This is a genomic window from Stenotrophomonas sp. STEN020 (assembly GCF_056760195.1).
Window position 1 is genome coordinate 1 of sequence record NZ_JBRREI010000044.1, and the last position, 24,463, is coordinate 24,463.

Here is a 24,463-nt window from a genome sequence, read left to right on the forward strand (position 1 = left end):
GCGGGGGCGGGGGGGGGTGGGTTTTCTCCTATTCTTGTTTCTTGTGTGGTGGGTGGTGTGGGCGTTCGGGCTCGGCGGGGGTGCTTCTGGCGGCCGCCACTACATGCCCCTCTCCCGCTTGCGGGAGAGGGGGGGCAGCTTTTTACTTGGCGTTTAGCTTGACGATGGTGCTGATCGCGGTTTCGTTGGGGATGGTCTTGGTGTCGGCCCAGTCTCCGCCGCCAACGCCGAAGTCCAGACGCTTGACCGTGGCCTTGCCGGTCAGCACTGGCTGCGCGCCCGCTGCCCAGGTGAAGGTCAAGGTGACCGGCTTGCTGACGCCGCGCAGCTCCAGCGTGCCGTCGGCGGCGTACTGGTTGTTGCCCAGTGCGCGGAAGCCATTGGCGGTGTATCGGGCCTGGGCGAACTGAGCGACGTTGAAGAAATCCGCGCCCTGCAGGGTGGAGTCGCGGTCGGTATTGCCGCTCTTGGCGCCGACCAGCGGGATGGTTACGTCCAGTTTGCCTGCAGCCGGATTGGCCGGGTCAAAGCTGACCTGGGTCTGGAAGCCGGGGAAGTTGCCGGTGAATACTTCACCGTCATATTTGGTGGCGAACACCAGGATGGAGCCGGGGCCTGGTGCCTGCTGGTAATCGGCTGCCATTGCCGGGGCGACGGCGAGCATGCCGGCCAGGGCGGCGGCTACAGCGGCGGGGGAGCTGAGCTTGATGTTCATGCGGAATCCTTTTGCGGAAGGTTGAGCCAGCCTTGCGGCAGCATGCGTGCCAGCGTGGCATCGCGTAGATGAATGTGGTGATAGAACGCGGCACCGGCATGCGCCAACACCAGCAGGATCAACGCCCAGAAGCCCCATTCGTGGATGGCGTGGGAAAACTGGCTGGCCTGCTCGCTGGGGGCAACCAGCTTGGGCATTTCGACCAGTCCGAACAGCTTGAACGGGCGCAGGCCACTGGCCGAGTCGTACAGCCAGCCCGACAGCGGGATGGCGAACATCAGCACGTACAGCAGCCAATGCGTGGCCGAGGCAATCCGTTCCTGCCAGCTCGGGGTGCCGGGAACCGGCTCCGGCGCGCCGGCATACAGGCGCCACACCAGACGCACCGCCACCAGCACCAGTACAGTGATGCCGATCGACTTGTGCATCGTGTAGATCCAGAAGTACTTGGGCGTCTTCGGGAACTCGCCCATGACCAGGCCGACGATGCCCAAGGCCAGAATCAGCAGGGCGATCAGCCAGTGCAGGCTTTTGCTGAGGCTGCCCCAGCGTTGCGCGGTGTTTTCAAGGCTCATGGCTGCTTTTCCGTTTCTGTTGCTGATTTCAAGGCCGCGTCAGCGGCGTCTTCGAGACTGGTGTCAGGCTCGGGTGTCGGTTCGGTGTTGGCAGGCGGTGCTTCGGCACCGGCATCACGCACGGCTTCGGCCTCGATGCGCAGCTCGACCTTGTCGCCGATCACCGACGGCCAGGCGCTGATGCCAAAGTCGGCGCGGCTGAGTGTGGTAGTCGCCGAGAACCCGACGGTACGCCGGAACGGCGGCAGCGGGTGGCGTTTGAGGGCATTGAGGGTGACGTCAAGCACCACCTCGCGGCTGATCCCGCGCAGGGTCAGCAGGCCGGACACACGGGCGTGGCTGGCATCAATCGGCTCGACCTGGCTGGAAACAAAGCGTGCCTGCGGGAAGCGCTGGCCATCGAGCAGGTTGCGCGCCAGCGTGGCCTGGTTCCATTTGTCATCGCCCAGGTCCAGGCGGGTGATCGGCACGGCGACGTCGAGCCTGGCACTGGCCCAGTCCTGCGGGTCGAAATCCAGTACGCCTTCGCTGCCGGATACCGTACCCAGTGCATGCGAGAAGCCGGCATGCTCAATGGCGAACAGCACCCGGGTGTGCACCGGGTCGAGCCGGTAGCGCTCGTTGGCAGCATGGGCGGCAAAGGACAGCAGGCCGCAGATCAGCAGTAGCAGGCGTGGCAGCAAGGTCCGGCTCCGGGTCGGGATAGGGGATTCTAGGCGGATGCAGGTGATGGTTTGTGCGCATATTGCGCAACGGTTTGTTACGTAGTCGGTTCGGGTGGCTTTGCCCGGGACCGGACGCGGCGCTAAAGTCGCGACGGTTGGCGGTTGATGCAAGTGGGTTGCGACGGGGAGTTTGGGGCGTTGATGAAAGGGATTTTTCGAGATGTACGGCTGGCCATGCTGGCACTGCTGTTGTTGTGGCCGTGCTGGGCGGCAGCGCTGGATCTGGCCGAAACACCGCGCATGCGGCGCCTGGGTGTGGCCGAAGGATTACCGTCGCGGACCGTGCTTGCGCTGGGCCAGGATCGCCACGGTTACGTCTGGGCGGCCACCGATGACGGCCTTGCGCGCTACGACGGTACCCAGTTGCGGGTATGGCGGCACGACCCGCAGGTCTCGGGCTCGTTGCCGGGCAACACCTTGGAAACCCTGCTGATCGATGCGCAGGACCGGGTCTGGGTCGGTGCCAACGGCGCCGGGCTGGCGATGCTGGATGCCAACCGCCAGCGCTTCACCCGCTTCGCCGAGCTTGAGGCAATCTGCAAACATCAGGTCTGGGCGCTGGCCATGCAGGGCAGTGACCTGTGGGTGGGAACCAGCGGCAGCGGTATCTGCCTGTTGCACGGCGATGGCCGGATCAGCCGGTACCACAATCAGCCTGAGGACCCGCGCAGCCTGCCGGACGACACCATCTACGCCATGCTGCCCGGCAAGGACGGCAGCATGTGGGTGGGAACCACCAGTGGCCTTGTGCGCTGGCGGCCGGGGTCCGGGTTTGCGGCCGTGCGTTCGCCACTGCTCGAAGACAAGGATGTGATCCGCCTCAGCGGCGACCGCGATGGCGGCATATGGGCAGGTACCGACACCGGCCTGTACCGGGTACTCGATGATGAAACTGTGTCGGCCGCGCCATGGCCGCAGGCGGCGCAGGCGCGCGCGGCCATGGTCCTGCACGACCGCGATGGGCGCTATTGGATGGGCAGTTCCGCCGGCCTGTATCGCGGCGATGCGCGCAATCTGCAGTTGCTGGAAGGTGATGGCGGCAGCGGCTTCCTGACCGCCAGCAGCGGTGTGCTGGATCTGCTGCAGGATCACGAAGGCGGCATCTGGACTGCCATGCTGACCCAAGGTGTGGCCTATCTGCGTCCGGACTGGTCGCGGTTCTCCAGCCATTACCAGCTCGACGGCAAATCGCTGGAGAGCCTGTACCTGATCAACTCGGCTGCCGACGGCAACGGCTTTCTGGTAGTCGGTGGCCACGGCCTGTACCAGCTCAATGCGGCCGGCAAGCTGTCACAGCTGGCCGGTGATACGCAGCTCGGCCCAGGCAGCATCTGGTCGGTGCAGCGCGGCAGCGATGGGGTGATCTGGCTGGGACGTGCGGGCGGGGTCACGCTTTATCGGCCCTCGGATGGACAGGTGCGTCGGATCGATCTTGGCATCGGCGACGATCCCACCAATCGCGCGGATCTGATGCGGCTGGCGGCCGATGGCAGCATGTGGCTGTCCATCATCAATTACGGTTTGCAGCACCGTGCAGCCGATGGTCGTTTGTTGGCGGCCTATCCACAGGGTACTGCCTCGGGTTTGCCGGAGAAGTTGGTTGAGCAGCTGCGGCAGGGCGCCGACGGCAGCCTGTGGCTGGTTGGCGGCGGCCGTGTGCAGCGCTTCGACGGCAAACGCTTCGTCAGCGTGGCGGGCGTATCGGCGGGGATGGTCTATGACCTGGTGTTCCTTGCCGATGGCAGCGCATGGTTGGCGCGTGATGGCGCGCTGGAACACTACGGTCATGACGCGAATGGATTCTCCCTGCAACAGCGGCTGAGTGCCGATGAAGGGGTGCCGGCCGTAGCGTTGGGGGGCCTGGTAGTTGGCTGCAGTGGCCAGTTGTGGGCGACTACGACACGCGGACTGCTGTGGTGGCAGCCGGGCGCGACGCGGGTGCGGGTGCTGGAGGAAGGTGACGGACTGACCGATACCGAGTTCACCGCGCGGCCGCCATCGCATGCTGGCTGCGGTCGCGCGTTGGCGGTGTCTGCCACCGGCCTGCTCAGTTTCAATCCCGATGCCAAGATCGCCGCGCCGGTGGGCTCGCAGCTGGTGATCGAGTCGATAGGTGTGCGTCGCGACGATGCTGCACGCGAGCAGCGACTGAAAGGCACGTCGATTCACCTCGGTCCACAGGACCGCGACCTGCGGGTGACCGGACGCCTGCTGTCCTATGTCGATCCTGCGCGGCACCGTTTCCGCGTCCAGATCGAAGGTTACGACCAGAACTGGGTGGATCTGGGCAGTGATGGTGAGCGGCTGGTATCGCGCCTGCCTGCCGGCAGTTACCGGATGCAGGTGCAGGGTGCAGCGGCCGATGGTCCATGGACTCCACCGCAGACATTGCAGATCGAGGTCGCACCACCGTGGTGGCGCAGCAACTGGGCACTGGCGGCATGGGCGTTGTTGCTCGGATTGCTGGCGGCGGCGGCTGTGCTTGGCTACCAGCGCCGCGAGCGGCGGCGCAACGAATGGCAGTTGGCGCTGCACAAGCAGGAATTGGCAGAACAGGCTTCACAGGCAAAAACCCGCTTCCTGGCGACCCTCGGTCACGAAGTGCGCACGCCGCTGACCGGTGTATTGGGGATGAGCGAGTTGTTGCTGGGCACCGATCTTGATGAGCGCCAACAACGCTTTGCAGGCGCGATCCAGCAGGCTGGCACGCATCTGCTTGGCTTGGTCAATGACGCACTGGATCTGGCTCGTATCGAGGCGGGCAAGCTGGAGCTCGACAACCGCCCGTTCGACCTCGGGCGCCTGCTGCAGGAAGTCAGCGCCTTGATGGCACCGATGGCCGAGCGTCGCGGGTTGGTGTTCGAGGCTGCGGTGCCGTTTGCAACGCCGGTGATGGTGGTGGGTGATGCCATGCGCCTGCGACAGATACTGATGAACCTGCTGGGCAATGCAATCAAGTTCACCGAGCGCGGCAAGGTCGCGATGAGCGCGCAACTGCTGCCGGGGCATGGCGGTATCTGCCTGAGCGTCAGCGATACCGGGCCGGGCATCAGCGCCGAGCAGCAGAGTCGTTTGTTCCAGCGTTTTGAGCAGGCTGACGGGAACCGTACTGCATCGCGCTACGGCGGTAGTGGTCTGGGTCTGGCGATCTGCCAGGAACTGGCAATTGCAATGGGCGGAAGCATCCGCGTCGAGAGTCGCCTGGGTGCAGGCGCACGCTTCGTGCTTGAAGTGCCGTTGCCATGGCAGCACTCGACCAGCGCCGGGGCTGCGGTTGCCGAGCCGGTGGTGGCGCTGCGGCCACTGAAAATATTGCTGGTTGAAGACGATCCGACCGTGGCCCAGGTGATCAGCGGCCTGCTGACCGCGCGCGGCCATCGGGTGATACATGCCGCGCATGGCCTGGCGGCCTTGGCCGAAGTGGGCGAGCAGACTTTCGATGTGGGTCTGCTGGACCTGGATCTGCCAGCGTTGGATGGCATTGCCCTGGCCGATCAGTTGCGCGGATCCGGCCACCGCTTCCCGTTGATCGCGGTTACCGCACGCGCCGATGTGCAGGCCGAACAGTTGGCGCGTGCGGCCGGCATGGTGGGGTTCCTGCGCAAGCCGGTAACCGGACAGATGCTGGTCGATTCGATTGCTGATGCGTTGGCGCCGGGACAGGCACAATAGACGGTATCACAAACGCGCCGGACGGCGTAGCAGGAGGCTGGGTTTGATGAAATGGCTCGCAGGGATGTTGCTGAGCGCACTGTTGCTGGTGTCAGCTGCGGCGCTTGCCGAAGTGCCTGCAACGCCGCAGCCACGGCAGTTGACCGTGGCCGATGGCCTGCCTTCCAGCAACATCAATGCCTTTGCCGAAGACCTCACCGGGTACCTGTGGCTGGCCAGCCGTGACGGTCTTGCCCGTTATGACGGGCGCAACTACCGCATCTGGCGCGCGGAGAACGGGCTGCGCGACAACGTGGTGTGGAGTTTGCACGCAGATAAAAGCAACCGGTTGTGGATTGGCACACAAAACGCCGGGCTGGTGATGCTGTCGCCGGACCGGCTCAAGTTCACCTTCTTCGACCAGCAGACCTATCCGCAGATCGGAAGCAATACGATCTGGGCCATCGCCTCCACGCCCGATGGCAGCGTGTGGTTTGGTACCGCCACCGGTGGCCTGCACCGGCTGGATCCAGACGGCAATATCCGCCGCTTCATGCCGATAGCCGGCGACGACCACAGCTTGCCGGCGGCGGCGGTCACCTACATGGCTGTGACGCCCGATGGCAGCCTCTGGGTGGGTACCAAAGGCGGCTTGGCGCGTTGGAATGGCGCCGGCTTCGACCGGGTCAGCAATGCGCTACTGCCGTCGCCACGTATCAACGGTTTGAAGGTGGATAGACAAGGCCGACTGTGGGTGGCCACCAACGAGGGTGTGGTCCAGCGCCATGCCGACGGCCGCTTCGAAGCGGCCAGTTGGGCAGGGGCGGCCCCGGGCGATGTGTTCAACATGCTGCAATATTCGACCGACGGCAGTTACTGGCTGGATACCCGTTCCGGGCTGGGCCGCATCCGCAGCAATGTGGTGCGTAACGTTCCCTTGTACAGCGCGCAGGAGCGCGGGATCGTCAAGCCCAACTGGTCCAGCGCCTACGAGGACCGCGAAGGCGGTCTATGGTTTGCCAGCACCAATGCCGGCCTATGGCATCTGCCACCGAGCTGGCGGCAGTTTTCGGTGTTGTCGCGGCATCTGGATGATCCTTCCTCGTTGCGCAATCCCTATGCATTGGCTTTGGCGCCATCCGCGTCCGGCGGTATCTGGGTCGTGGGTACGCGCGGTGCATTGGATCGGCTCGACCCCGGCACCGGTGAAGTGCAACACCATCTGCAGGCGATCGACGGCAAGAACTGGCCACAGTCGCTGGTTGAGGACGCACACGGCAAGGTATGGATCGGCAGCCTGGATGCTTTGGTGCGCTACGACCCCAGTGACGGCAGCGTGCAGCGCTGGCATAGCAATGATGGCAAGGACGCTGCGATGCTCGGTGATGCCGACATCGTGCGCAGTTGTGATGGCGGCCGGATCTGGATCTATTCCGAAGACGGCGGCATGCAGCAGCGCGATGCCGATGGTCATGTGCTGCTGCAGCTGAAAGCAGGGCAAGCCGGCGTGCCCGAGGCATTGATCGAAGACATGCAGTGTGGCCCGGGTGATCAACTGTGGTTGGCGACAGGCACCGGCCTGCATGCATGGCAGTCACAGCGTGGGAGCTTTGCGCCGGTGCCGGGCGGGCCAGCCGGGCGCGTCTCGACCTTCCATGTCACCGATACGGGTGTGGTGTGGATTGCCGGTCTCGGCCGCATGGACCGCTATCTGTGGGATGGACAGCGCATGACCTTGCTTGATCGGGTTGGCGTGGAGCAGGGCTTTCCGATGCTGGCTGCGACCGGCTTGCTGGTGGACGCAGAAGGCGTGGCGTGGGCGATCAGTGCGCGTGGCCTGATCCGCATCGATCCAGCCAATCGTTCGGTGCGCATGTATGGCGTGCATGATGGTCTGCCGGGGCAGGAGTTCCGCCGCCGCTCGCTGGTGCAGGCGCGCACCGGTCAGCTGGCCGGCGGCACGCCCGATGGCGTGGTGTTGTTCGATCCCGGCCGGGTGAAGCCATCGACCCGGCGACCGCCGCTGATCATCGAGCGGGTCAGCGTGCGTCGTGGTGACAAGGAGCGCGACATCACGCTGGAGTCGCCCTTGCAGATTCTCGACGGCGACCGTGACCTGCGGATCGCTGCGCGCCTGCTGTCCTTCGCTGACTCGGCTACCAATACCTATCGCTTCCGTCTGGCCGGCTATGACCCGGACTGGGTGGACGTGGGCGCCTCCGGCGACCGCGTGTTCTCGCGGCTGCCACCGGGGCGCTATCAGCTGGAAATACAGGCCGCCACCTCGGACAACGTGTGGTCGCCGGTGCAGACGTTGGCCTTCCGCGTGCAACCGCCGTGGGCGCGTAGCCCGGCCGGGGTGATGACCTTCATCGTGTTCGCTGTGGCCCTGATCCTGGGGGGCGCATGGTTGTACCAACGGCGTCTGCGTCGCCGCAACGAATGGCAGCTGGCCCGCCACAAGCAAGAGCTGGCCGAACAGGCGTCCCTGGCCAAGACCCGTTTCCTGGCAACCCTCGGCCACGAGGTGCGCACCCCGATGACCGGCGTGCTGGGTATGAGCGAACTGTTGTTGGCAACACCGCTGGATGAGCGCCAGCGCGGCTATACGCAATCGATCCGCCGCGCAGGCGAACACCTGTTGCGACTGGTCAACGATGCGCTGGATCTGGCCCGGATCGAAGCCGGGCGGCTGGAGCTGCAGAGCCAGCCTTTGGAACTGCGGCAGCTGCTGGAGGACGTGCGTGGCATGGCAGAGCCGCTGGCGAAACGGCGTGGACTGGCATTCGAATTCGATAACGCGGCCGCGCCGCGCACGCGTCTGACCGGCGATGTGATGCGGTTGCGACAGATCCTGCTCAACCTGCTGGGCAACGCGATCAAATTCACCGGCCATGGTTCGGTGAGTCTGCGTGTACGCCTGCAGGACGGCGGCAAGGGTGTGCGTTTCGAGGTCAGTGACACCGGCCCGGGTATCAGCGCCGAGCAGCAGCAACGTCTGTTCCGGCGCTTCGAACAGGCCGATGGTGCACGCACCGCCGCGCGCTACGGCGGCAGCGGCCTTGGCTTGGCCATCTGCAATGAGTTGAGCGTGGCGATGGGCGGCAGCATCAATGTGGAAAGCAGTTTGGGCGAGGGCACCTGTTTCATCGTCGACCTGCCGCTGGTCTGGGAGGTGCCGCCGACCTCGATGGATGATGATGCCGCCGGTGGTGCCTGGATGAACCTGCCGGCGCAGCGGGTGTTGTTGGTGGAGGATGACCCGACCATCGCTGCGGTGATCCGCGGCTTGCTGGAGGTGCACGGGCATAGCGCGGTGCATGCCGCGCATGGCCTGGCGGCACTGGCGGAGCTGTCCAACCATGAGTTCGATGTGGCTTTGCTGGATCTGGACCTGCCCGGTATCGATGGCTTCGGGCTCGCGCGGCAGTTGAAGGCAATGGGCTACGAGATGCCGTTGATTGCGGTGACCGCGCGCTCTGATGCCGAGGCCGAACCGCTGGCGCGCGAGGCCGGCTTTGCCGACTTCCTGCGCAAGCCGGTAACCGCACAGATGTTGCTGGAGGCAATCGCCGGTGTGTTGGAGGCGCAGCGCCGCCAGCAGGCGCAGGTAGCGCCGGACTGAAGGGCGGGTTTACTCGGCAACTTCTTCCACCGCCCGCGGGTGCGGGCGGTTATCGGGCAGTTGCCAGAACACCAGCGTCGAGCTGAGTGTGATCGCACCGACGCAGAGGAAAGTGGCGTGTAGCGCGGCGGTCGCGCCGTGGCCGCTCAAATGGTCGCCAAAGGCTGCCAGCAGGCTGCCGGCGGTGGCCGCGCCAAAGCCGGTGGCGAGCATCATCACCATCGACAACAAGCTGTTGCCGCTGCTGGCCTGGTGCGTGTCCAGGTCGCGCAGGGTGACGGTATTCATTACGGTGAACTGCATCGAGTTGACCGCGCCGAAGATCGCCAACTGGGTCAGCCGCAACCACAGTGGTTGCTCGGCGGTGATCAACGCGAAGCTCGCCATCGCAAGGCCGACGCAGACCGTGTTTATCATCAGGATGCGGCGGTAGCCAAAGCGCTCCACCAGGCTGACGGCCGCACGTTTGGCAGCCATGCCCGACAGCGCCACCGGAATCATCATCATGCCGGCGGTCATCGGGCTCAGGCCCATGCCGACCTGTAGCAGCAGTGGAATCAGCAGTGGCATCGCACCGCTGCCGATGCGTGAGAACAGATTGCCAAGGATGCCGATGCGGAAGCTGATCACCTTGAACAGGCTCAGCGGAAACAAGGCATTGCTGGTGCTGGCCGCATGCAGCCAATAGCCTGCCAGCGCAGCGATGCCGACCACCGCCAGCAGCAACACCAGTGCATGTGCCGAATTGATTGCCGAGACGCCATCCAGTGCCAATGACAAGGCGATCATGCCGAACGCCAACATCAGGTAGCCGGCCAGATCGAAGCGCTGTTTCCGCTGGCCGTAGTGGTCGGGCATGATCTTCAGCGCGGCGACGAAGCCGATCACACCGATTGGCAGATTGATCAGGAAGATCCAATGCCACGAGGAAACTTCCACCAGCCAGCCACCCAAGGTCGGGCCAAGCAGCGGACCGATCAGGGCGGGGATGGCGATGAAGCTCATCGCCGACAGGAACTGCTCGCGCGGCACCGAGCGCATCACCGCCAGTCGCCCAACCGGCAGCAGCATCGCGCCGCCTATGCCCTGCAGCACACGCGAGGCCACCAGCCATTGCAGCGTTGGCGACAGCGCGCAGGCCAGCGAGCCCAGGGTGAACAACACGATCGCGGCGAGGAAGGTGCGGCGCGTGCCGAAGCGATCGGCGATCCAACCTGATGCGGGAATGAAGGTGGCCACCGCCAGCGCGTAACTGAACACCACCGACTGCATCTGCAGCGGGCTCTCACCCAGGCTGCGCGCCATCGCCGGCAAGGCCGTATTGACGATGGTCGAATCCAGCATCTGCATGAAGATGGCCAGTGACACCAGCCATAGCAGTGGTTTCTGGGTGGAAGTGGCGGGCAGCGGGCTGGGCGGAGCAGGGGACATCAAGACGACTCGCGCTGAGGCAGGCGCTTATTGTCCTCCGATGCGTGTGCAGATGCCGCGTACGTAGTGCCGAGCCATGCTCGGCAGGGCTTTGCTCGTAGTGTTCGGTTCACCTGTAGTGCCGAGCCATGCTCGGCAGAGGCTTTACCAGTAGCGTCCGGGTTACGTGCAACGCTCTTGCCGAGCATGGCTCGGCACTACAGGTAAAGAAAAGGCCCGGGTTGCCCCGGGCCTTCAGCTTCAGCGGCGGCTGAGGCGATGCACTGCATCCACCAGCACAGCTACGTGCTCGGGGTTCATGTCCGGCGACATGCCGTGGCCAAGATTGAACACATGGCCTTCGCGTGAACCGCCGTTGCCGGCCGCATAGCTTTCCAGCACCTTGCCGACTTCGCGGGTGATTGCGTCGGGCGAGCCGTATAGGGTGGTCGGGTCCAGGTTGCCCTGCAGCGCGACCTTGCCACCGACAGCTCGGGCGGCGTCTTCCAGCGAAATGGTCCAGTCCACGCCTACGCCTTCAGCGCCGCTGGCGGCCAACTCGGCCACGTACTGGCCGGTGCCCTTGCCGAACAGGATCAGCGGCGTGCGTTCGGCGCCGTCGCCGCGCTTGAGCTCGCTGGCGATGCGGTTGAGGTAGCGCAACGAAAACTCACGGTACATCGCCGGGCCGAGCACGCCGCCCCAGGTGTCGAACACCTGCAACGCCTGTGCACCAGCCGCGCGCTGTGCCGACAGGTAGGCGATGACCGCATCGGTCACCACTTCCAGCAGCTGGTGCAGGGCCTTGGGCTCGTTCAGGGCCATCGCCTTGATACGGGCGAAATCCTTGCTGCCGCCGCCTTCGATCATGTAGCAGGCCAGCGTCCACGGGCTGCCAGAGAAGCCGATCAGCGGCACCTTGCCATCAAGCTCGCGGCGGATCAGGCGTACTGCGTCCATCACGTAGCGCAGCTCGGTTTCCATGTCCGGCACCGCCAGCTTGGCGACCGCGGCAACATCACGCACCGGGTGCTTGAACTTGGGGCCTTCGCCATCGACGAAGTACAGCTCCAGGCCCATCGCGTCCGGCACGGTGAGGATGTCCGAGAACAGGATGGCGGCATCCAGGTCGAAGCGTTCCAATGGCTGCAGGGTCACTTCGCAGGCGACTTCCGGGTTCTTGGCCATGCCCAGGAAGCTGCCGGCGCGGGCGCGGGTGGCGCGGTACTCGGGCAGGTAGCGGCCGGCCTGGCGCATCAACCAGACGGGGGTGTAGTCCACGGGCTCGCGGCGCAGGGCGCGCAGGAAGCGGTCATTGCGAAGTGGGCTGGTCACATGGAACTCCTGGAGGTAAGAACCGCAGGCGCGCTGCGGCGCACCTGCAGGGAATGCGGGATTCAGGGCGCGGGCTGGCCGGCGGTGAACATCACCTGGAAGCCTTTCTTGATCTGGCCATCGCGGGCCTTTTCGAAGGCGTGGATGGCGTCGTCATGCTGCAGGAACAGCTCGCGGCGCAGCTGGATGCGGCCGCCGGTCTGGCCGCTCTCACGCAACAACTCCCAGCCGCCGAGCAGATCCGGCACCAGGGACAGTTGAACGTAGCGGGGGGCTTCTTTGCCGCTGGGCGGCTGTTGCAGTAGGACGCGCATGGCGGCGATTGTAGCCGGTGTGCGGGTTTTGGGCTGGTTTTGGGGTTTGTTGCGAAGAGCCACCCCTCCCCAGCCCTCCCCTGCTGCGCAAGGGAGGGGGAAGAGCAGGCATGGTCGTGATCTCGGACAGCCCCCTCCCTTGCGCAGCAGGGGAGGGCTGGGGAGGGGTAAGCCGTTGAGGTGAAGCTCAGCCTTCCTTCAATACAGCCAACACCGCAGCCTCATCCACATCCGGCACCACCTCGGCCTTGCCGATACCGCGCCACAGCACCAACCGCAGGCGACCGGCAATGTTCTTCTTGTCCAGCCGCATATGCCCCAGCAGCGCCTCAGCGTCCAAGCCGGCGGGGATTGCGGTCGGCAGGCCGTAAGCCTCCAGCAGCTCGCGCAGAACCTCGGTATCGGCCGAGTCAGCCATGCCCAGTGCCGCCGATAGCTTGGCCGCCAGCACCATGCCAACCGCTACGGCTTCACCGTGATTGAGGTTGTCGTTGCCCGGCGCGCCATAGCCCTGTGCGGTCTCGATCGCATGGCCGAAGGTGTGGCCGAGGTTGAGCAGGGCGCGCTCGCCTTTCTCCAGCGGGTCACGTTCGACGATCTCGGCCTTGTGCTCGCAGCTGCGGGCGATGGCCTGGGCCAGTGCGCCGTCGTCGCCAGCCAGCAGGGCTTCGCGCTCGGCCTGCAGCCATTGGAAAAACAGCGGGTCGCGGATGGCACCGTATTTGATGACTTCCGCCAGCCCGGCGCGTAGTTCGCGCAGCGGCAGGGTGCGCAGTGCAGCGGTATCAGCTACCACCGCACGTGGCGGGTGGAAGGCGCCGACCAGATTCTTGCCCTGCGGGATATCCACGGCGGTCTTGCCGCCGACCGAGGAGTCAACCATCGACAGCAGGGTGGTGGGCAACTGCACGCAGTCCACGCCGCGCATCCAGCAGGCTGCGGCAAAACCGGCCAGGTCACCGACCACGCCGCCGCCGAGTGCCAGTACGCAGGCATCGCGGGTGGCGCCCAGGCTTGCCAGCGCGTTGATCGCACCGGCGAAATTGTCCAGGGTCTTGGAAGCCTCGCCGGCCGGGATGATGTGCTGGCCGATCTTCAGATCGGGGCGGGCGGCCAGCAGCGCGGTCTGTACCTGGGCCAGGTATAGCGGTGCGACGGTGTCGTCGCTGACCAGCAGCACGTGACGGCCGCGGATGGCGCTTATCAGCGTTTGCGCCTGGGACAGCAGGCCCGGGCCGATATGGATCTGGTAGGGATGTTCGCCGCCGACGGCGACGGTGCGGGTTGGGGCGGTCATGCGGGTCGGTTCCAGAATCTTCCATTGCGCGGCAAGCCGGGTAACGGTGTGCGCGGTGGCATCGGCGGGGGTGTAAAGGTCGGTATCGATGATCAGGTCGGCCACGTCGCGGTAAAGCGGGTCGCGGAGCTCGGCCATGGCGTGCAGCACCTGCTCGCGGTCTTCGCGCTGCAGCAGCGGTCGGGTCTTGTCGCGGTGCAGGCGGGCCAGCTGTGAGGCCACGCTGACCCGCAGGTAGACCACAAAACCACGGGCGCGGATGCGCTCACGGTTCTCAGGGTCGAGTACGCTGCCGCCGCCGGTCGAGATCAGCTGACCGCTGCCGTCCAGCAGGCAGGACAGGACCCGTTTTTCGTGGGCACGGAAACCGGCTTCGCCGACGTTCTCGAAAATGGCCGGGATGCTGGAGCCGACGTCGTCGACGATGGCTTGGTCGGCATCCACGAACACCAGCCCGAAACGCTCGGCCAGGCGACGGCCGATGCTGGTTTTGCCGGCGCCCATGGGGCCGACCAGGATGAGATTGGGAGCGGGATTCATTACCGGAAGATGCTAGCACCTCATGTCAGTGCCTTAACACGGTAGCAGCCAAGCTCGGCAGTTCCACGAATGGTTCGTGGTGCAACCAAGGAGTTGGACATGTCAGTGGCGAAAATCATTGAAGTCAATGCGTCCTCCAAGACCAGCATCGAGGATGCGGTGCGTAGCGGCATCAAGAAGGTGGCCGAGACGGTCAAGGGCATCCAGGGCGCGTGGATCAACGAAACCAAGGTTGTCACCGACAGTGACGGCAATGTCACCGAGTGGCGGGTCAACCTGCGGATTACGTTCCTGGTGCAGTAATGCGGTTGCGATAATCGTGCGGTGGGTGCCCGCCGATCAGGCTGGGCACGCATCTGCAAAGGCTCGGCGGCGGTGACGCCGTCGAGCCGTTCAGGTGAGGCCGTTGCCGTGTGGCTTGCCGGGCCGCATCAGCCTTTCGCGTCTGCCAGCGGTTGCCGCTGTGCATCCAGTGCGATGACCCGGTCAGCGATGCCGGGCAGGGTGCGCAATGCCTGCCGGCTGATGCGCTCGTAGAACTGTACGAAGCGCTCCAGTTGCGGCCGGGTCATGCTGCTGCGGCCGGGCGAGGCCTGCTGCAGTGCCTGCTCCTGCTGCCAGCGCCAATGCGGTACCACCGCAAAGCTTGGCGGCTGCAGCATCCACAGCCGGTCAAAGCGCTGCCACAAGGCCGGGTAGTGCTCGGCCAATGCCTGGTTGCACCAGCGTCGCCAGCGGCCATCGGCATCGGCATCGCGCTCCAGCGCGTTCAACGGTGCTTGCAGAGCGTCATCGGTTTCGGCCGGCGTGCCCAGAAACCAGCCCTCGAACACCAGCAGATCAAGCGGCTGTTCGATCTGCTTCCACTGTGCTTCCGGCACGCGTTCGTCGGCCAGTTTGTCGAAGCGCGGCAAGGGGAACGCTTGTCCTGCTTTGGCAGCATCCAGAGTAGCCAGCGCCAGCGCCAGATCATGCGTGCCGGGCGGCCCGCGTGTGGCAAGCAAGGGATGCACGCGATCGGCCAGGCGCTGCCGCTGCGCGCGGGTCAGGTAGGTGTCGTCGATGGACACCGCCGCAGCGCACAGGCCGCGGCTGCGGGCCAGATCCACGATCTGCGCCGCCAACGTGGACTTGCCGCTGCCTTGCACGCCGCTGATCGCCAGTATTGGCGTGCGCTCGGCACTGCTCAGTGCATCATCCAATGCCTGTGCAACCAGTGCCGGCGCAAAGCGGCGTTGGGAAAAACTGTGCGGAACGGGGGACATGCCGCCACAATAGCCCAAACACGTGCCCTACGAAGCAGGACCATGACCAATCTTTACGCAGAAGCGCTTTCGACTTTCGCCGCATTGTTTGAAGAGGCCAAGGCTGGCAAGGAGATCGATGCCACCGCGATGACGGTTGCCACCGCCGACATCGATGGCCGCCCGTCGGCACGCACGGTGTTGCTGAAGGCCTTCGACGAGCGTGGCTTCGTGTTCTACACCCATCTGGACAGCCGCAAGGGCCGCGAGTTGCACGACAACCGGGCCACGGCGCTGTTGTTCCTGTGGCGCAGCCTGCGCGAGGCCGGCATCCAGGTGCGGATTGAAGGTGATGCACAGCTGGTATCGGCGGCCGAATCCGACGCCTACTTCGCCAGCCGTCCGCGCATGAGCCAGATTGGCGCCTGGGCCTCGGTGCAGTCGCAGCCGTTGGCATCGCGCGAGGAATTCGAACAGCGCCTGGCCAATTTCGAGGCACGCTTCGAAGGCCGCGATGTGCCACGCCCGGACGGTTGGGGTGGCGTGCGCGTCGTGCCACGACGCATCGAGTTCTGGTACGGCGCCGACTTCCGCCTGCATGAGCGTTGGTGCTATGAGGCTGATGCGGCGGGTGAGTGGAGCAAGCGGATGTTGTTCCCGTAATGGCAAGGGGAACCTTGGCATGCAGCTGATTCCTGTCTATCGCATTACCGTGTTCGTGCCTCCCCCGCAGTTGGAGGCACTCAAGCAGGGCATTCTGGCGGTGGATGATCTGGCTGCTGGTGGTTATGCGCACGGCATGTGGGAATCCGCTCCGGGAGTGGAGCAGTTCCGCGTGCTCGAGGGTACGCATAGCGCGATCGGTCTAGGCGGGGAGCTGGTACGCGCGTCCACGGTGCGGCTGGAGTTTTGCATTCCGCGTGACTCGCAGAGGCTGCAACGGATTCTGGATGATGGCATTGCCGCCAATCATCCCTGGACCAGCCCTGCCGTATTCGTCGATACAACGGAGTTCGCTGCACCATGATTGGCCCGCGCCGCATTGTCTGCCTGACCGAAGAGCCGACCGAAACGCTTTACGCATTGGGCGAACAGGACCGCATCGTCGGCATCAGTGGCTTCACCGTGCGGCCACCAGAAGCGCGCCGCGACAAGCCCAAGGTCAGTGCCTTCACCAGTGCCAAAGTCGGCGAGATACTCAAGCTCAAGCCGGATCTGGCGATTGGTTTTTCCGACATCCAGGCGGATATCGCTGCCGAACTGATCCGTAACGGCGTGGAAGTGTGGATTGCCAACCATCGCAGTGTGGCCGGCATCATTGATTACATCCGCCGGCTTGGTGGGCTGGTGGGCGTGGCCGCACGCGCCAACGCCTATGCGGATGAGCTGCAGCGCGGCCTGGATGCGATTGCCGAGCAGGCAGCGAAATTGCCGCAGCGCCCGCGTGTCTATGTAGAGGAATGGGATGAACCCATCATCACTGGCATCCAATGGGGTGCCGAGCTGGTGGAGATCGCTGGCGGCATTGATGTGTTTCCGGAGTTGTCGCGCGAGCCGCTGGCCAAGGCGCGCATCCTCGCCAATGGTGATCCGGTGATCGCACGCAACCCGGACATCATCATCGGCTCATGGTGTGGCAAAAAGTTCCGTCCGGAGCGGGTGGCGGCGCGTCCCGGTTGGGACGCAATCAATGCCGTGCGTGATGGCGAACTGCACGAGATCAAGTCACCGCTGATCCTGCAGCCTGGCCCGGCAGCATTGACCGATGGTGTGCAGGCAATCGCTCAGATCATCCAGCAATGGTCGAAGCGGGGCGGGGGCTTGTAGGAGCGGCGTAAGCCGCGAAGCTGGTAAAGCAAGAAAGGCCCAAAAGCTGACCCCTCCCCAACCCTCCCCTTGGCCTTCGGCCAAAGGGAGGGGGCACAAGCTCACCCCCTCGGCGCAAGCCCGGTGTAGCGTGCACGCGGCCGTATCAAGGTGCCCAATGCCTGCTGTTCCAGCGCATGCGCCAACCAGCCGGTAAGGCGCGCAGTCGCGAACATCACCAGCGCATGCGCGCCCGGCAGACCATGCACATAGCAGATAGCACCGAGCATGCCGTCGATGTTCGGCCGCTGTCCGCTGACTTCCTCGGTAGCCGCCAGTACCGCTTCCACATGCCGCATGCGCGGCGAATCGCCGCTGAGCTCACGCAACTGGCGTAGTACCTCGGCGCCGCGCGGGTCGCCATCGGGATAGAGCAGATGGTTGAAGCCCGGCAGCTCGTCACCGCGCCGCCAGCGTTCGGCGATGAAACTTGCCGGCGATCCGCTGGTTTCTGCATCCACCAGCAAGGCGTGCGCACGCGCGGTCGCGCCGCCATGGCGTGGGCCGGACAATGCAGCCAAACCAGCACTCACCGTCGCGTGCAGGTGCGCACCGGTAGAGGCGACCACGCGCGCTGCAAACGCGGAAACATTCAATTCGTGGTCGGCGCATAGCACCAAGGCCGAGCGCACCAGCTCAGCGAAGGCTGCATCGCCTGGCATCCATGCATCGGCGAGCAGGCGATGCACTGGCCGTGCATCCGGCTCGGTGCCAACCAACAAGGCAGCGTTCTGCCGCAACAGCATCGCAGCGACCTCGCGGCGTACAGAGGCGGCTGCGTTGAGCGATTGGCGCTGCTCCAAGGCCAGTAGCGGGATGCAGGCCATGGCACGCTCGATCGGCGGCAGGCTGGCATCCAATGCCAGGCTGGCGATGCGCGGTGGCCAGGAGGGCAGGGCGGCAGCGGCGAACGGGTCCTGCTCCTCGCATTCCCACAACAGGCGAGCGATGTCTTCCAGCGTGGCGCCGGCCTGTGCGGCGGCCACGGCGGAGCGACCACGGTAATAGGGCGCATCCGGGCGGATCAGCGAGATGCGGGTTTCCAAGACCGGCAGGCCGCGATCCAGGCTTTGTGCAGCTCCCCGTTCGGCGCCACGGCCGGCCTGCTTGCGCTGTGCCAAACGTTCAACTTCCGCGCGCAGGTACACCCGGCTGCGCGCGGATGTGCCCGGTCGTGAAGTGAGCTGGCCGCGGCTTACATAGGCGTAAAGCGTGGCAGCGCTGATGCCGAGCAGGGCGCAGGCTTCGTTGGCGGGGATCAATTCGTGGTCGAGGGCGTCGGACATGGCGTATTCAATAGATTGATTTATTGAATCAAGATTGATCAATGCATCCGATGGTGACAGATTAACCATCACAGCGGAATGGCATGCTCGCCTCCGCCCAGCCCCAAGCCAGGAGCCACCCATGAGTCTTTCTTCCGCCGGCGCTGCATTCCGCGCCGCACTGGCCGCCGAATCCCCCTTGCAGGTGGTGGGCGCGATCAATGCCAACCATGCCTTGCTGGCAAAGCGCGCCGGTTACCGTGCCATCTACCTGTCCGGCGGCGGCGTTGCTGCTGGCTCGTTGGGCCTGCCGGACCTGGGCATCAATACGATGGAAGACGTTTTGATCGACGTGCGCCGCATCAGCGATGTCTGCGATCTGCCGTTGATGGTCGATATTGACACCGGCTTCGGCCCCAGCGCGTTCAATATCGCGCGCACGGTGAAGTCGCTGATCAAGGCCGGCGCGGCTGCTTGCCATATCGAAGATCAGGTTGGCGCCAAGCGTTGCGGCCACCGCCCCGGCAAGGAAATCGTCTCGCAGGGTGAAATGGTCGACCGTGTGAAGGCTGCCGCCGATGCCAAGACCGATCCGGATTTCTTCCTGATCGCCCGCACCGATGCCATCCAGATGGAAGGTGTGGACGCCGCCATCGAGCGCGCGCTGGCCTGCGTGGAAGCCGGCGCCGACGGCATCTTTGCCGAGGCCGCCTACGATCTGGAGACCTATAAGCGTTTCGCCGACGCGGTGAAGGTGCCGTTGCTGGCGAACATCACCGAATTCGGCGCCACCCCGCTGTTCAGCCGTGATGAACTGGCCTCGGCAGGCGTGGCGATGCAGCTGTTCCCGCTGTCGGCGTTCCGTGCTGCCAACAAGGCGGCCGAGAACGTCTACGAAGCCATCCGTCGTGACGGCCACCAGCGCAACGTGGTGGAAACGATGCAGACCCGCGAGGAACTGTACGACCGCATCGGTTACCACGCCTTCGAAGGCCAGCTGGACAAAGTGTTCGCAGCCAAGGGCGCATGATGGCGGTCCAACCCGCCAGCTGAAAACACCATGGCAAGCACTTCATCCCGCAGCACCCGTGTTGACCGCCGTGAAACGGCGCGGCAGCTGTTGCAGAAAGAACTGGAGCAGCTGCCACCGGAAGAACGCGAGGTGGTAGAACGCTTCATTTCACGGCGTCAGGTTGCGCGCAATGTCGGGCGTGAGTTCCATCAGACCCGCACCTTGGGTGAGCGCATCGCAGATCGGGTAGCGCAGGTGGGCGGCAGTTGGCGCTTCATCCTGTGCTTCTTCTTTCTGCTGGTGTTGTGGATGGTGGCCAACAGCGTGATGTTGACCAAGGCGTTCGACCCCTATCCGTACATCCTGCTCAACTTGGTGTTGTCCTGCCTGGCTGCAGTGCAGGCGCCGATCATCATGATGAGCCAGAACCGGCAAGCGGCAGTGGACCGGATGAATGCCGAAAACGACTATCAAGTAAACGTGAAGTCGGAGTTGGAGGTGCTGCAGATCCACGGAAAGCTGGATCTGCTGCGCTCACAAGATTGGGCGCTGCTGGTGGAACAGCAGAACCGCCAGATCGAAATGCTGCAGCGGCTGCTGGAGAACCATCAGGCCGCACCCAGCCAGAACAATAGTTGAAACCAAATTCGCCCCCGGAGGTAAAGACCATGTCAGAGCAAGCCACCGCCGCACCGGCCTTCAAGCCGAAGAAGTCCGTCGCCCTGTCCGGCACCGCTGCCGGCAACACCGCCCTTTGTACCGTTGGCCGCAGCGGCAACGATCTGCACTACCGCGGCTACGACATCCTGGACCTGGCCAACACCAGTGAATTCGAGGAAATCGCTCACCTGCTGGTGCACGGCAAGCTGCCGAACAAGGCCGAGCTGCGCGCCTACAAGGCCAAGCTGAAGGCGCTGCGTGGCATCCCGGCATCGGTGAAGGCCGCGCTGGAAGAACTGCCGCCGTCGGCGCACCCGATGGACGTGATGCGTACCGGCGTTTCCGTGCTCGGCTGCGTGTCGCCGGAGAAGGACGACCACAACCACCCGGGCGCGCGCGACATCGCCGACAAGCTGATGGCCTGCCTGGGTTCGATGCTGCTGTACTGGTACCACTGGAGCCACAACGGCAAGGTCATCGACGTCGAGACCGACGATGATTCGATCGGCGGCCACTTCCTGCACCTGCTGCACGGCGAGCAGCCGCGCGAGTCCTGGGTCAAGGCGATGCATACCAGCCTGATCCTGTACGCAGAGCACGAATTCAACGCCTCGACCTTCGCCTGCCGCGTCATCGCCGGCACCGGCAGCGACATGTACAGCGCCATCACCGGCGGTATCGGCGCGCTGCGCGGACCGAAGCACGGCGGTGCCAATGAAGTCGCCTTCGAAGTGCAGAAGCGCTACGAGACCCCGGACGAAGCCGAGGCCGATATCAAGGCACGGGTTGAGCGCAAGGAAGTGGTGATTGGTTTCGGCCACCCGGTCTACACCGTGTCCGATCCGCGCAACAAGGTGATCAAGGACGTCTCGCGCGAGCTGTCGGCCGAGCAGGAAAACATGAAGATGTACGACATCGCCGAGCGTCTGGAGTCGGTGATGTGGGACATCAAGAAGATGTTCCCCAACCTGGATTGGTTCAGCGCCGTCAGCTACCACATGATGGGCGTGCCCACCGCGATGTTCACTCCCCTGTTCGTGATTGCCCGTACCGCTGGTTGGAGCGCGCACATCATCGAGCAGCGTATCGACGGCAAGATCATCCGTCCGAGCGCCAACTACACCGGGCCGGAGGATCAGACCTTCGTGCCGTTGGACAAGCGCGCGTAAAACTCGCGGAAAACCTCCCGCAAGCGCGATTTAGCCCCTCTCCCGCTTGCGGGAGAGGGGTTGGGGTGAGGGGAAGCTTCTAGCACGTGGAGCAAGCTCTTCGCCGTTGGAGAAAAGCAAAAGCAGAAGACCCAAGAGCGAACGCAGAAGCACAAGCACAAGCACAAGCTCCCCCCATCCGCCCTACGGGCACCTTCCCCCGCAGGCGGGAGAAGGGAGCCGCCAGATTCCAAGTGTCGCTGTGGGATTGCTGCAATTGCATGCATCCGCGAGCAATCCACCCCAACACCAGCAAGCCCAGACCCTCACAGGCCAGCCATGAATACCGATTACCGCAAACACCTCGCAGGCAGCACGCTCGACTATTTCGATGCACGCGCCGCAGTCGATGCCATCCAGCCCGGCGCCTACGCCACGCTGCCCTATACCTCGCGCGTGCTGGCCGAAAACCTGGTGCGCCGCTGCAACCCGGCTACGCTCACCGATTCGCTCAAGCAGCTGATCGAGCGCAAGCGCGACCTCGATTTCCCCTGGTTCCCTGCACGCGTGGTCTGCCACGACATCCTCGGTCAGACCGCGTTGGTCGACCTGGCAGGCCTGCGTGATGCGATCGCCGACAAGGGCGGTGACCCGGCCAAGGTCAACCCGGTGGTGCCGGTGCAGCTGATCGTCGATCACTCGCTGGCAGTGGAATGCGGTGGCTACGATCCGGACGCGTTCAGCAAGAATCGCGCCATCGAGGACCGCCGCAACGAAGACCGCTTCCACTTCATCGACTGGACCAAGCTGGCCTTCGAGAACGTCGACGTAATCCCGCCGGGTAACGGCATCATGCACCAGATCAATCTGGAGAAGATGTCGCCGGTGATCTACCAGCAGGGTGGGGTGGCTTTCCCGGATACCTGCGTCGGCACCGACAGTCACACCCCGCACGTGGATGCACTGGGCGTCATCGCTATTGGTGTCGGCGGGCTGGAAGCCGAGAACGTGATGCTGGGTCGCGCCTCGTGGATGCGCTTGCCCGACATCATCGGCGTCAAGCTGACCGGCAAGCCGCAGCCGAACATCACCGCCACCGACGTGGTGCTGGCAATCACCGAATTCCTGCGCAAGGAACGTGTGGTCGGCGCTTACCTTGAATTCTTCGGTGAAGGCGCTGCCGCACTGACCATCGGTGACCGCGCCACCATCTCCAATATGTGCCCGGAGTACGGTGCGACCGCGGCGATGTTCTACATCGACCAGCAGACTATCGATTACCTGCGCCTGACTGGCCGCGAAGAGGCACAGATCGCGTTGGTCGAAAACTACGCCAAGACCACCGGTCTGTGGGCCGACGCGCTGGAAACCGCGCAGTACGAACGCGTGCTGGAGTTCGACCTGTCCAGCGTCGTACGCAACATGGCCGGTCCCAGCAACCCGCACAAGCGCCTGCCGGTGTCGGACCTGGCCGAGCGCGGCATCGCTGACGAAGCCAAGCTGCTCAGCGGCAAGGGCGAGGAGGCCGAAGGCCTGATGCCCGATGGCGCGGTGATCATCGCCGCCATCACCAGCTGCACCAATACCTCCAACCCGCGCAACGTGATTGCGGCCGCGCTGCTGGCACGCAACGCCAACGCGCGCGGCTTGACCCGCAAGCCGTGGGTGAAGTCGTCGCTGGCGCCTGGCTCCAAGGCCGTGCAGCTCTATCTGGAAGAAGCCGGACTGTTGCCGGATCTTGAGAAGCTGGGCTTCGGCATCGTCGCTTTCGCCTGCACCACCTGTAATGGCATGAGCGGCGCGCTCGACCTGAAGATCCAGCAGGAAATCATCGATCGCGACCTGTACTCGACCGCCGTGTTGTCGGGCAACCGCAATTTCGACGGCCGCATCCATCCGTATGCCAAGCAGGCGTTTCTCGCCTCGCCGCCGCTGGTGATCGCTTATGCCATTGCCGGTACCGTGCGCTTCGACATCGAGAAGGACGTGCTGGGTGTGGATGCTGATGGCAACGAGGTGCGCCTGAAGGACATCTGGCCGAGCGACGCCGAGATCGATGCGGTAGTGAAGGCGGCAGTGAAGCCGGAGCAGTTCCGCAAGGTCTACAACCCGATGTTCAACGTCCGCGTCGAGCATGGCGAGAAGGTCAGCCCGCTGTACGACTGGCGCCCGCAGAGCACCTATATCCGCCGCCCGCCGTACTGGGAGGGCGCATTGGCCGGTGAGCGCACGCTGCGCGGCATGCTGCCGCTGGCGGTGTTGCCGGACAACATCACCACCGATCACTTGTCGCCGTCCAACGCGATCCTGCTGTCCAGCGCCGCCGGTGAGTACCTGGCCAAGATGGGCTTGCCGGAAGAGGACTTCAATTCCTACGCCACCCACCGCGGCGATCACCTCACCGCGCAGCGCGCAACGTTCGCCAATCCCAAGCTGTTCAACGAGATGGTGCGCAACGAAGACGGTAGCGTGAAGCAGGGCTCACTGGCGCGGGTGGAGCCGGAAGGCAAGGTCATGCGCATGTGGGAAGCAATCGAGACCTACATGGAGCGCAAGCAGCCGCTGATCATCATCGCCGGCGCCGACTACGGCCAGGGCAGCTCGCGTGACTGGGCCGCCAAGGGCGTGCGCTTGGCCGGTGTTGAAGCGATTGCCGCCGAGGGCTTCGAGCGGATTCACCGCACCAACCTGATCGGCATGGGCGTGCTGCCGCTGGAGTTCAAGCCGGGCACCAACCGCAACACCCTGGGCATCGATGGCACCGAGAGCTACGACGTGATCGGCCTGCGCACCCCGCGCACCGATCTGACCCTGGTCATCACCCGTCGCAACGGTGAAGTGCTGAAGGTGCCGATGACCTGCCGTCTGGACTCGGATGAGGAAGTTGCGATCTACGAGGCCGGCGGTGTGTTGCAGCGCTTCGCGCAGGACTTCCTGGAAGGCTCTGCTGTCTAAGGCTTGCCGTGATTGCCCAAGCTCCCTTCCACTTTTGGCGGGGAGCCAAGCGCTGGAGTCGCAAAATTGGAATGGGTGCCTCGCCTGCGGTGAGATGCGCATAACCGAGGCTTGAACACATGGATA

19 protein-coding genes and 1 pseudogene are annotated in these 24,463 nt (G+C 64.4%); 10 read left to right on the forward strand and 10 right to left on the reverse strand.

From position 1 onward, the window contains the following. Positions 1-142: 142 nt before the first annotated feature. From ACVOLZ_RS16465 to ACVOLZ_RS16475, 3 genes are read right to left on the reverse strand one after another with little or no spacing between them, the layout of a single operon-like run. Positions 143-715, reverse strand: a complete 573-nt coding sequence (locus tag ACVOLZ_RS16465) for a YceI family protein (protein WP_481517044.1) — start codon at positions 713-715, stop codon at positions 143-145. Beyond that, on the reverse strand, positions 712-1,290 hold the full coding sequence (locus ACVOLZ_RS16470; RefSeq protein ID WP_481517045.1) for a cytochrome b: 579 nt from the start codon (positions 1,288-1,290) through the stop codon (positions 712-714). The genes ACVOLZ_RS16465 and ACVOLZ_RS16470 overlap by 4 nt, the downstream gene beginning before the upstream one ends. Next, entirely contained in the window at positions 1,287-1,973 is a 687-nt protein-coding gene (locus tag ACVOLZ_RS16475; RefSeq protein ID WP_481517046.1) for a YceI family protein, read from the reverse strand. The genes ACVOLZ_RS16470 and ACVOLZ_RS16475 overlap by 4 nt, the downstream gene beginning before the upstream one ends. 183 nt (positions 1,974-2,156) lie before the next feature. Here ACVOLZ_RS16475 and ACVOLZ_RS16480 point away from each other — a divergent pair, with 183 nt between their 5' ends. Together ACVOLZ_RS16480 and ACVOLZ_RS16485 are read left to right on the forward strand one after the other, a co-directional pair. Continuing rightward, the gene (locus tag ACVOLZ_RS16480; RefSeq protein ID WP_481517047.1) at positions 2,157-5,687 is read left to right on the forward strand and encodes a hybrid sensor histidine kinase/response regulator; all 3,531 of its coding nucleotides are present in this window, start codon (positions 2,157-2,159) and stop codon (positions 5,685-5,687) included. A gap of 46 nt (positions 5,688-5,733) precedes the next feature. Further along, entirely contained in the window at positions 5,734-9,291 is a 3,558-nt protein-coding gene (locus ACVOLZ_RS16485; RefSeq protein WP_481517048.1) for a hybrid sensor histidine kinase/response regulator, read from the forward strand. Positions 9,292-9,300: 9 nt separating this feature from the next. Here ACVOLZ_RS16485 and mdtD read toward each other — a convergent pair whose 3' ends face one another. The 5 genes and pseudogenes from mdtD to ACVOLZ_RS16510 all read right to left on the reverse strand — a co-directional run. Continuing rightward, positions 9,301-10,722 (reverse strand): multidrug transporter subunit MdtD, encoded by a 1,422-nt coding sequence (mdtD, locus tag ACVOLZ_RS16490; RefSeq protein ID WP_481517049.1) that lies wholly within the window; start codon positions 10,720-10,722, stop codon positions 9,301-9,303. A 240-nt stretch (positions 10,723-10,962) separates the two neighbouring features. Further along, positions 10,963-12,036, reverse strand: a complete 1,074-nt coding sequence (hemE, locus tag ACVOLZ_RS16495) for a uroporphyrinogen decarboxylase (protein WP_481517050.1) — start codon at positions 12,034-12,036, stop codon at positions 10,963-10,965. Positions 12,037-12,098: 62 nt separating this feature from the next. Continuing rightward, positions 12,099-12,350, reverse strand: a complete 252-nt coding sequence (locus ACVOLZ_RS16500) for a WGR domain-containing protein (RefSeq protein ID WP_282265842.1) — start codon at positions 12,348-12,350, stop codon at positions 12,099-12,101. 187 nt (positions 12,351-12,537) lie between these two features. After that, a complete protein-coding gene (aroB, locus tag ACVOLZ_RS16505) occupies positions 12,538-13,647 on the reverse strand; it encodes a 3-dehydroquinate synthase (protein WP_481517069.1) in 1,110 nt (369 codons plus the stop codon). Positions 13,648-13,662: 15 nt separating this feature from the next. Beyond that, positions 13,663-14,187 (reverse strand): annotated as a pseudogene (locus tag ACVOLZ_RS16510) (shikimate kinase); the annotation flags it as partial. A 99-nt stretch (positions 14,188-14,286) separates the two neighbouring features. Between ACVOLZ_RS16510 and ACVOLZ_RS16515 the strand changes: the two are divergent. Further along, entirely contained in the window at positions 14,287-14,490 is a 204-nt protein-coding gene (locus ACVOLZ_RS16515) for a dodecin family protein (protein WP_481517051.1), read from the forward strand. A 128-nt stretch (positions 14,491-14,618) separates the two neighbouring features. Here the strand turns inward: ACVOLZ_RS16515 and ACVOLZ_RS16520 are convergent, their stop codons facing one another. After that, positions 14,619-15,452 (reverse strand): kinase, encoded by an 834-nt coding sequence (locus ACVOLZ_RS16520; protein ID WP_481517052.1) that lies wholly within the window; start codon positions 15,450-15,452, stop codon positions 14,619-14,621. Between the two features lie 9 nt (positions 15,453-15,461). Between ACVOLZ_RS16520 and pdxH the strand changes: the two genes are divergently transcribed. Genes pdxH through ACVOLZ_RS16535 form a run of 3 tightly spaced genes read left to right on the forward strand, consistent with a single transcriptional unit; the run spans position 15,462 to position 17,258 of the window. Next, a complete protein-coding gene (pdxH, locus tag ACVOLZ_RS16525) occupies positions 15,462-16,094 on the forward strand; it encodes a pyridoxamine 5'-phosphate oxidase (protein ID WP_481517070.1) in 633 nt (210 codons plus the stop codon). 19 nt (positions 16,095-16,113) lie between these two features. Next, the gene (locus tag ACVOLZ_RS16530) at positions 16,114-16,458 is read left to right on the forward strand and encodes a YqfO family protein (RefSeq protein WP_481517053.1); all 345 of its coding nucleotides are present in this window, start codon (positions 16,114-16,116) and stop codon (positions 16,456-16,458) included. Continuing rightward, complete coding sequence (locus tag ACVOLZ_RS16535) at positions 16,458-17,258, forward strand: cobalamin-binding protein (protein WP_481517071.1); 801 nt, start codon at positions 16,458-16,460, stop codon at positions 17,256-17,258. Before ACVOLZ_RS16530 ends, ACVOLZ_RS16535 begins: the two co-directional genes overlap by 1 nt. Before the next feature lie 101 nt (positions 17,259-17,359). Here the strand turns inward: ACVOLZ_RS16535 and ACVOLZ_RS16540 are convergent, their stop codons facing one another. After that, on the reverse strand, positions 17,360-18,583 hold the full coding sequence (locus ACVOLZ_RS16540; protein ID WP_481517054.1) for a citrate/2-methylcitrate synthase: 1,224 nt from the start codon (positions 18,581-18,583) through the stop codon (positions 17,360-17,362). Between the two features lie 121 nt (positions 18,584-18,704). On the opposite strand from ACVOLZ_RS16540, the gene prpB reads away from it, so the two are divergent. The 4 genes from prpB to acnD all read left to right on the forward strand — a co-directional run bounded on the left by prpB (position 18,705) and on the right by acnD (position 24,337). Further along, the gene (gene prpB / locus ACVOLZ_RS16545) at positions 18,705-19,592 is read left to right on the forward strand and encodes a methylisocitrate lyase (protein WP_481517055.1); all 888 of its coding nucleotides are present in this window, start codon (positions 18,705-18,707) and stop codon (positions 19,590-19,592) included. 30 nt (positions 19,593-19,622) lie between these two features. Then, positions 19,623-20,213 carry a DUF1003 domain-containing protein gene (locus tag ACVOLZ_RS16550; RefSeq protein ID WP_481517056.1) on the forward strand — a complete coding sequence of 197 codons (591 nt, stop codon included), beginning with the start codon at positions 19,623-19,625 and terminating at the stop codon, positions 20,211-20,213. Between the two features lie 29 nt (positions 20,214-20,242). Next, entirely contained in the window at positions 20,243-21,403 is a 1,161-nt protein-coding gene (gene prpC / locus ACVOLZ_RS16555) for a bifunctional 2-methylcitrate synthase/citrate synthase (RefSeq protein WP_481517057.1), read from the forward strand. A gap of 318 nt (positions 21,404-21,721) precedes the next feature. Beyond that, complete coding sequence (gene acnD, locus ACVOLZ_RS16560) at positions 21,722-24,337, forward strand: Fe/S-dependent 2-methylisocitrate dehydratase AcnD (RefSeq protein ID WP_481517058.1); 2,616 nt, start codon at positions 21,722-21,724, stop codon at positions 24,335-24,337. Positions 24,338-24,463: the final 126 nt, after the last annotated feature.

Bases quoted from the DNA above. Each gene is read 5' to 3' on its own strand.
- ACVOLZ_RS16520 (WP_481517052.1), bottom strand. From the start codon at position 15,452: ATGTCCCCCGTTCCGCACAGTTTTTCCCAACGCCGCTTTGCGCCGGCA.
- aroB (WP_481517069.1), bottom strand. From the start codon at position 13,647: ATGACCGCCCCAACCCGCACCGTCGCCGTCGGCGGCGAACATCCCTAC.
- ACVOLZ_RS16480 (WP_481517047.1), top strand. From the start codon at position 2,157: ATGAAAGGGATTTTTCGAGATGTACGGCTGGCCATGCTGGCACTGCTG.
- ACVOLZ_RS16500 (WP_282265842.1), bottom strand. From the start codon at position 12,350: ATGCGCGTCCTACTGCAACAGCCGCCCAGCGGCAAAGAAGCCCCCCGC.
- ACVOLZ_RS16515 (WP_481517051.1), top strand. From the start codon at position 14,287: ATGTCAGTGGCGAAAATCATTGAAGTCAATGCGTCCTCCAAGACCAGC.
- mdtD (WP_481517049.1), bottom strand. From the start codon at position 10,722: ATGTCCCCTGCTCCGCCCAGCCCGCTGCCCGCCACTTCCACCCAGAAA.
- ACVOLZ_RS16530 (WP_481517053.1), top strand. From the start codon at position 16,114: ATGCAGCTGATTCCTGTCTATCGCATTACCGTGTTCGTGCCTCCCCCG.
- prpB (WP_481517055.1), top strand. From the start codon at position 18,705: ATGAGTCTTTCTTCCGCCGGCGCTGCATTCCGCGCCGCACTGGCCGCC.
- ACVOLZ_RS16470 (WP_481517045.1), bottom strand. From the start codon at position 1,290: ATGAGCCTTGAAAACACCGCGCAACGCTGGGGCAGCCTCAGCAAAAGC.
- ACVOLZ_RS16485 (WP_481517048.1), top strand. From the start codon at position 5,734: ATGAAATGGCTCGCAGGGATGTTGCTGAGCGCACTGTTGCTGGTGTCA.
- ACVOLZ_RS16540 (WP_481517054.1), bottom strand. From the start codon at position 18,583: ATGTCCGACGCCCTCGACCACGAATTGATCCCCGCCAACGAAGCCTGC.
- acnD (WP_481517058.1), top strand. From the start codon at position 21,722: ATGAATACCGATTACCGCAAACACCTCGCAGGCAGCACGCTCGACTAT.
- ACVOLZ_RS16465 (WP_481517044.1), bottom strand. From the start codon at position 715: ATGAACATCAAGCTCAGCTCCCCCGCCGCTGTAGCCGCCGCCCTGGCC.
- ACVOLZ_RS16550 (WP_481517056.1), top strand. From the start codon at position 19,623: ATGGCAAGCACTTCATCCCGCAGCACCCGTGTTGACCGCCGTGAAACG.
- prpC (WP_481517057.1), top strand. From the start codon at position 20,243: ATGTCAGAGCAAGCCACCGCCGCACCGGCCTTCAAGCCGAAGAAGTCC.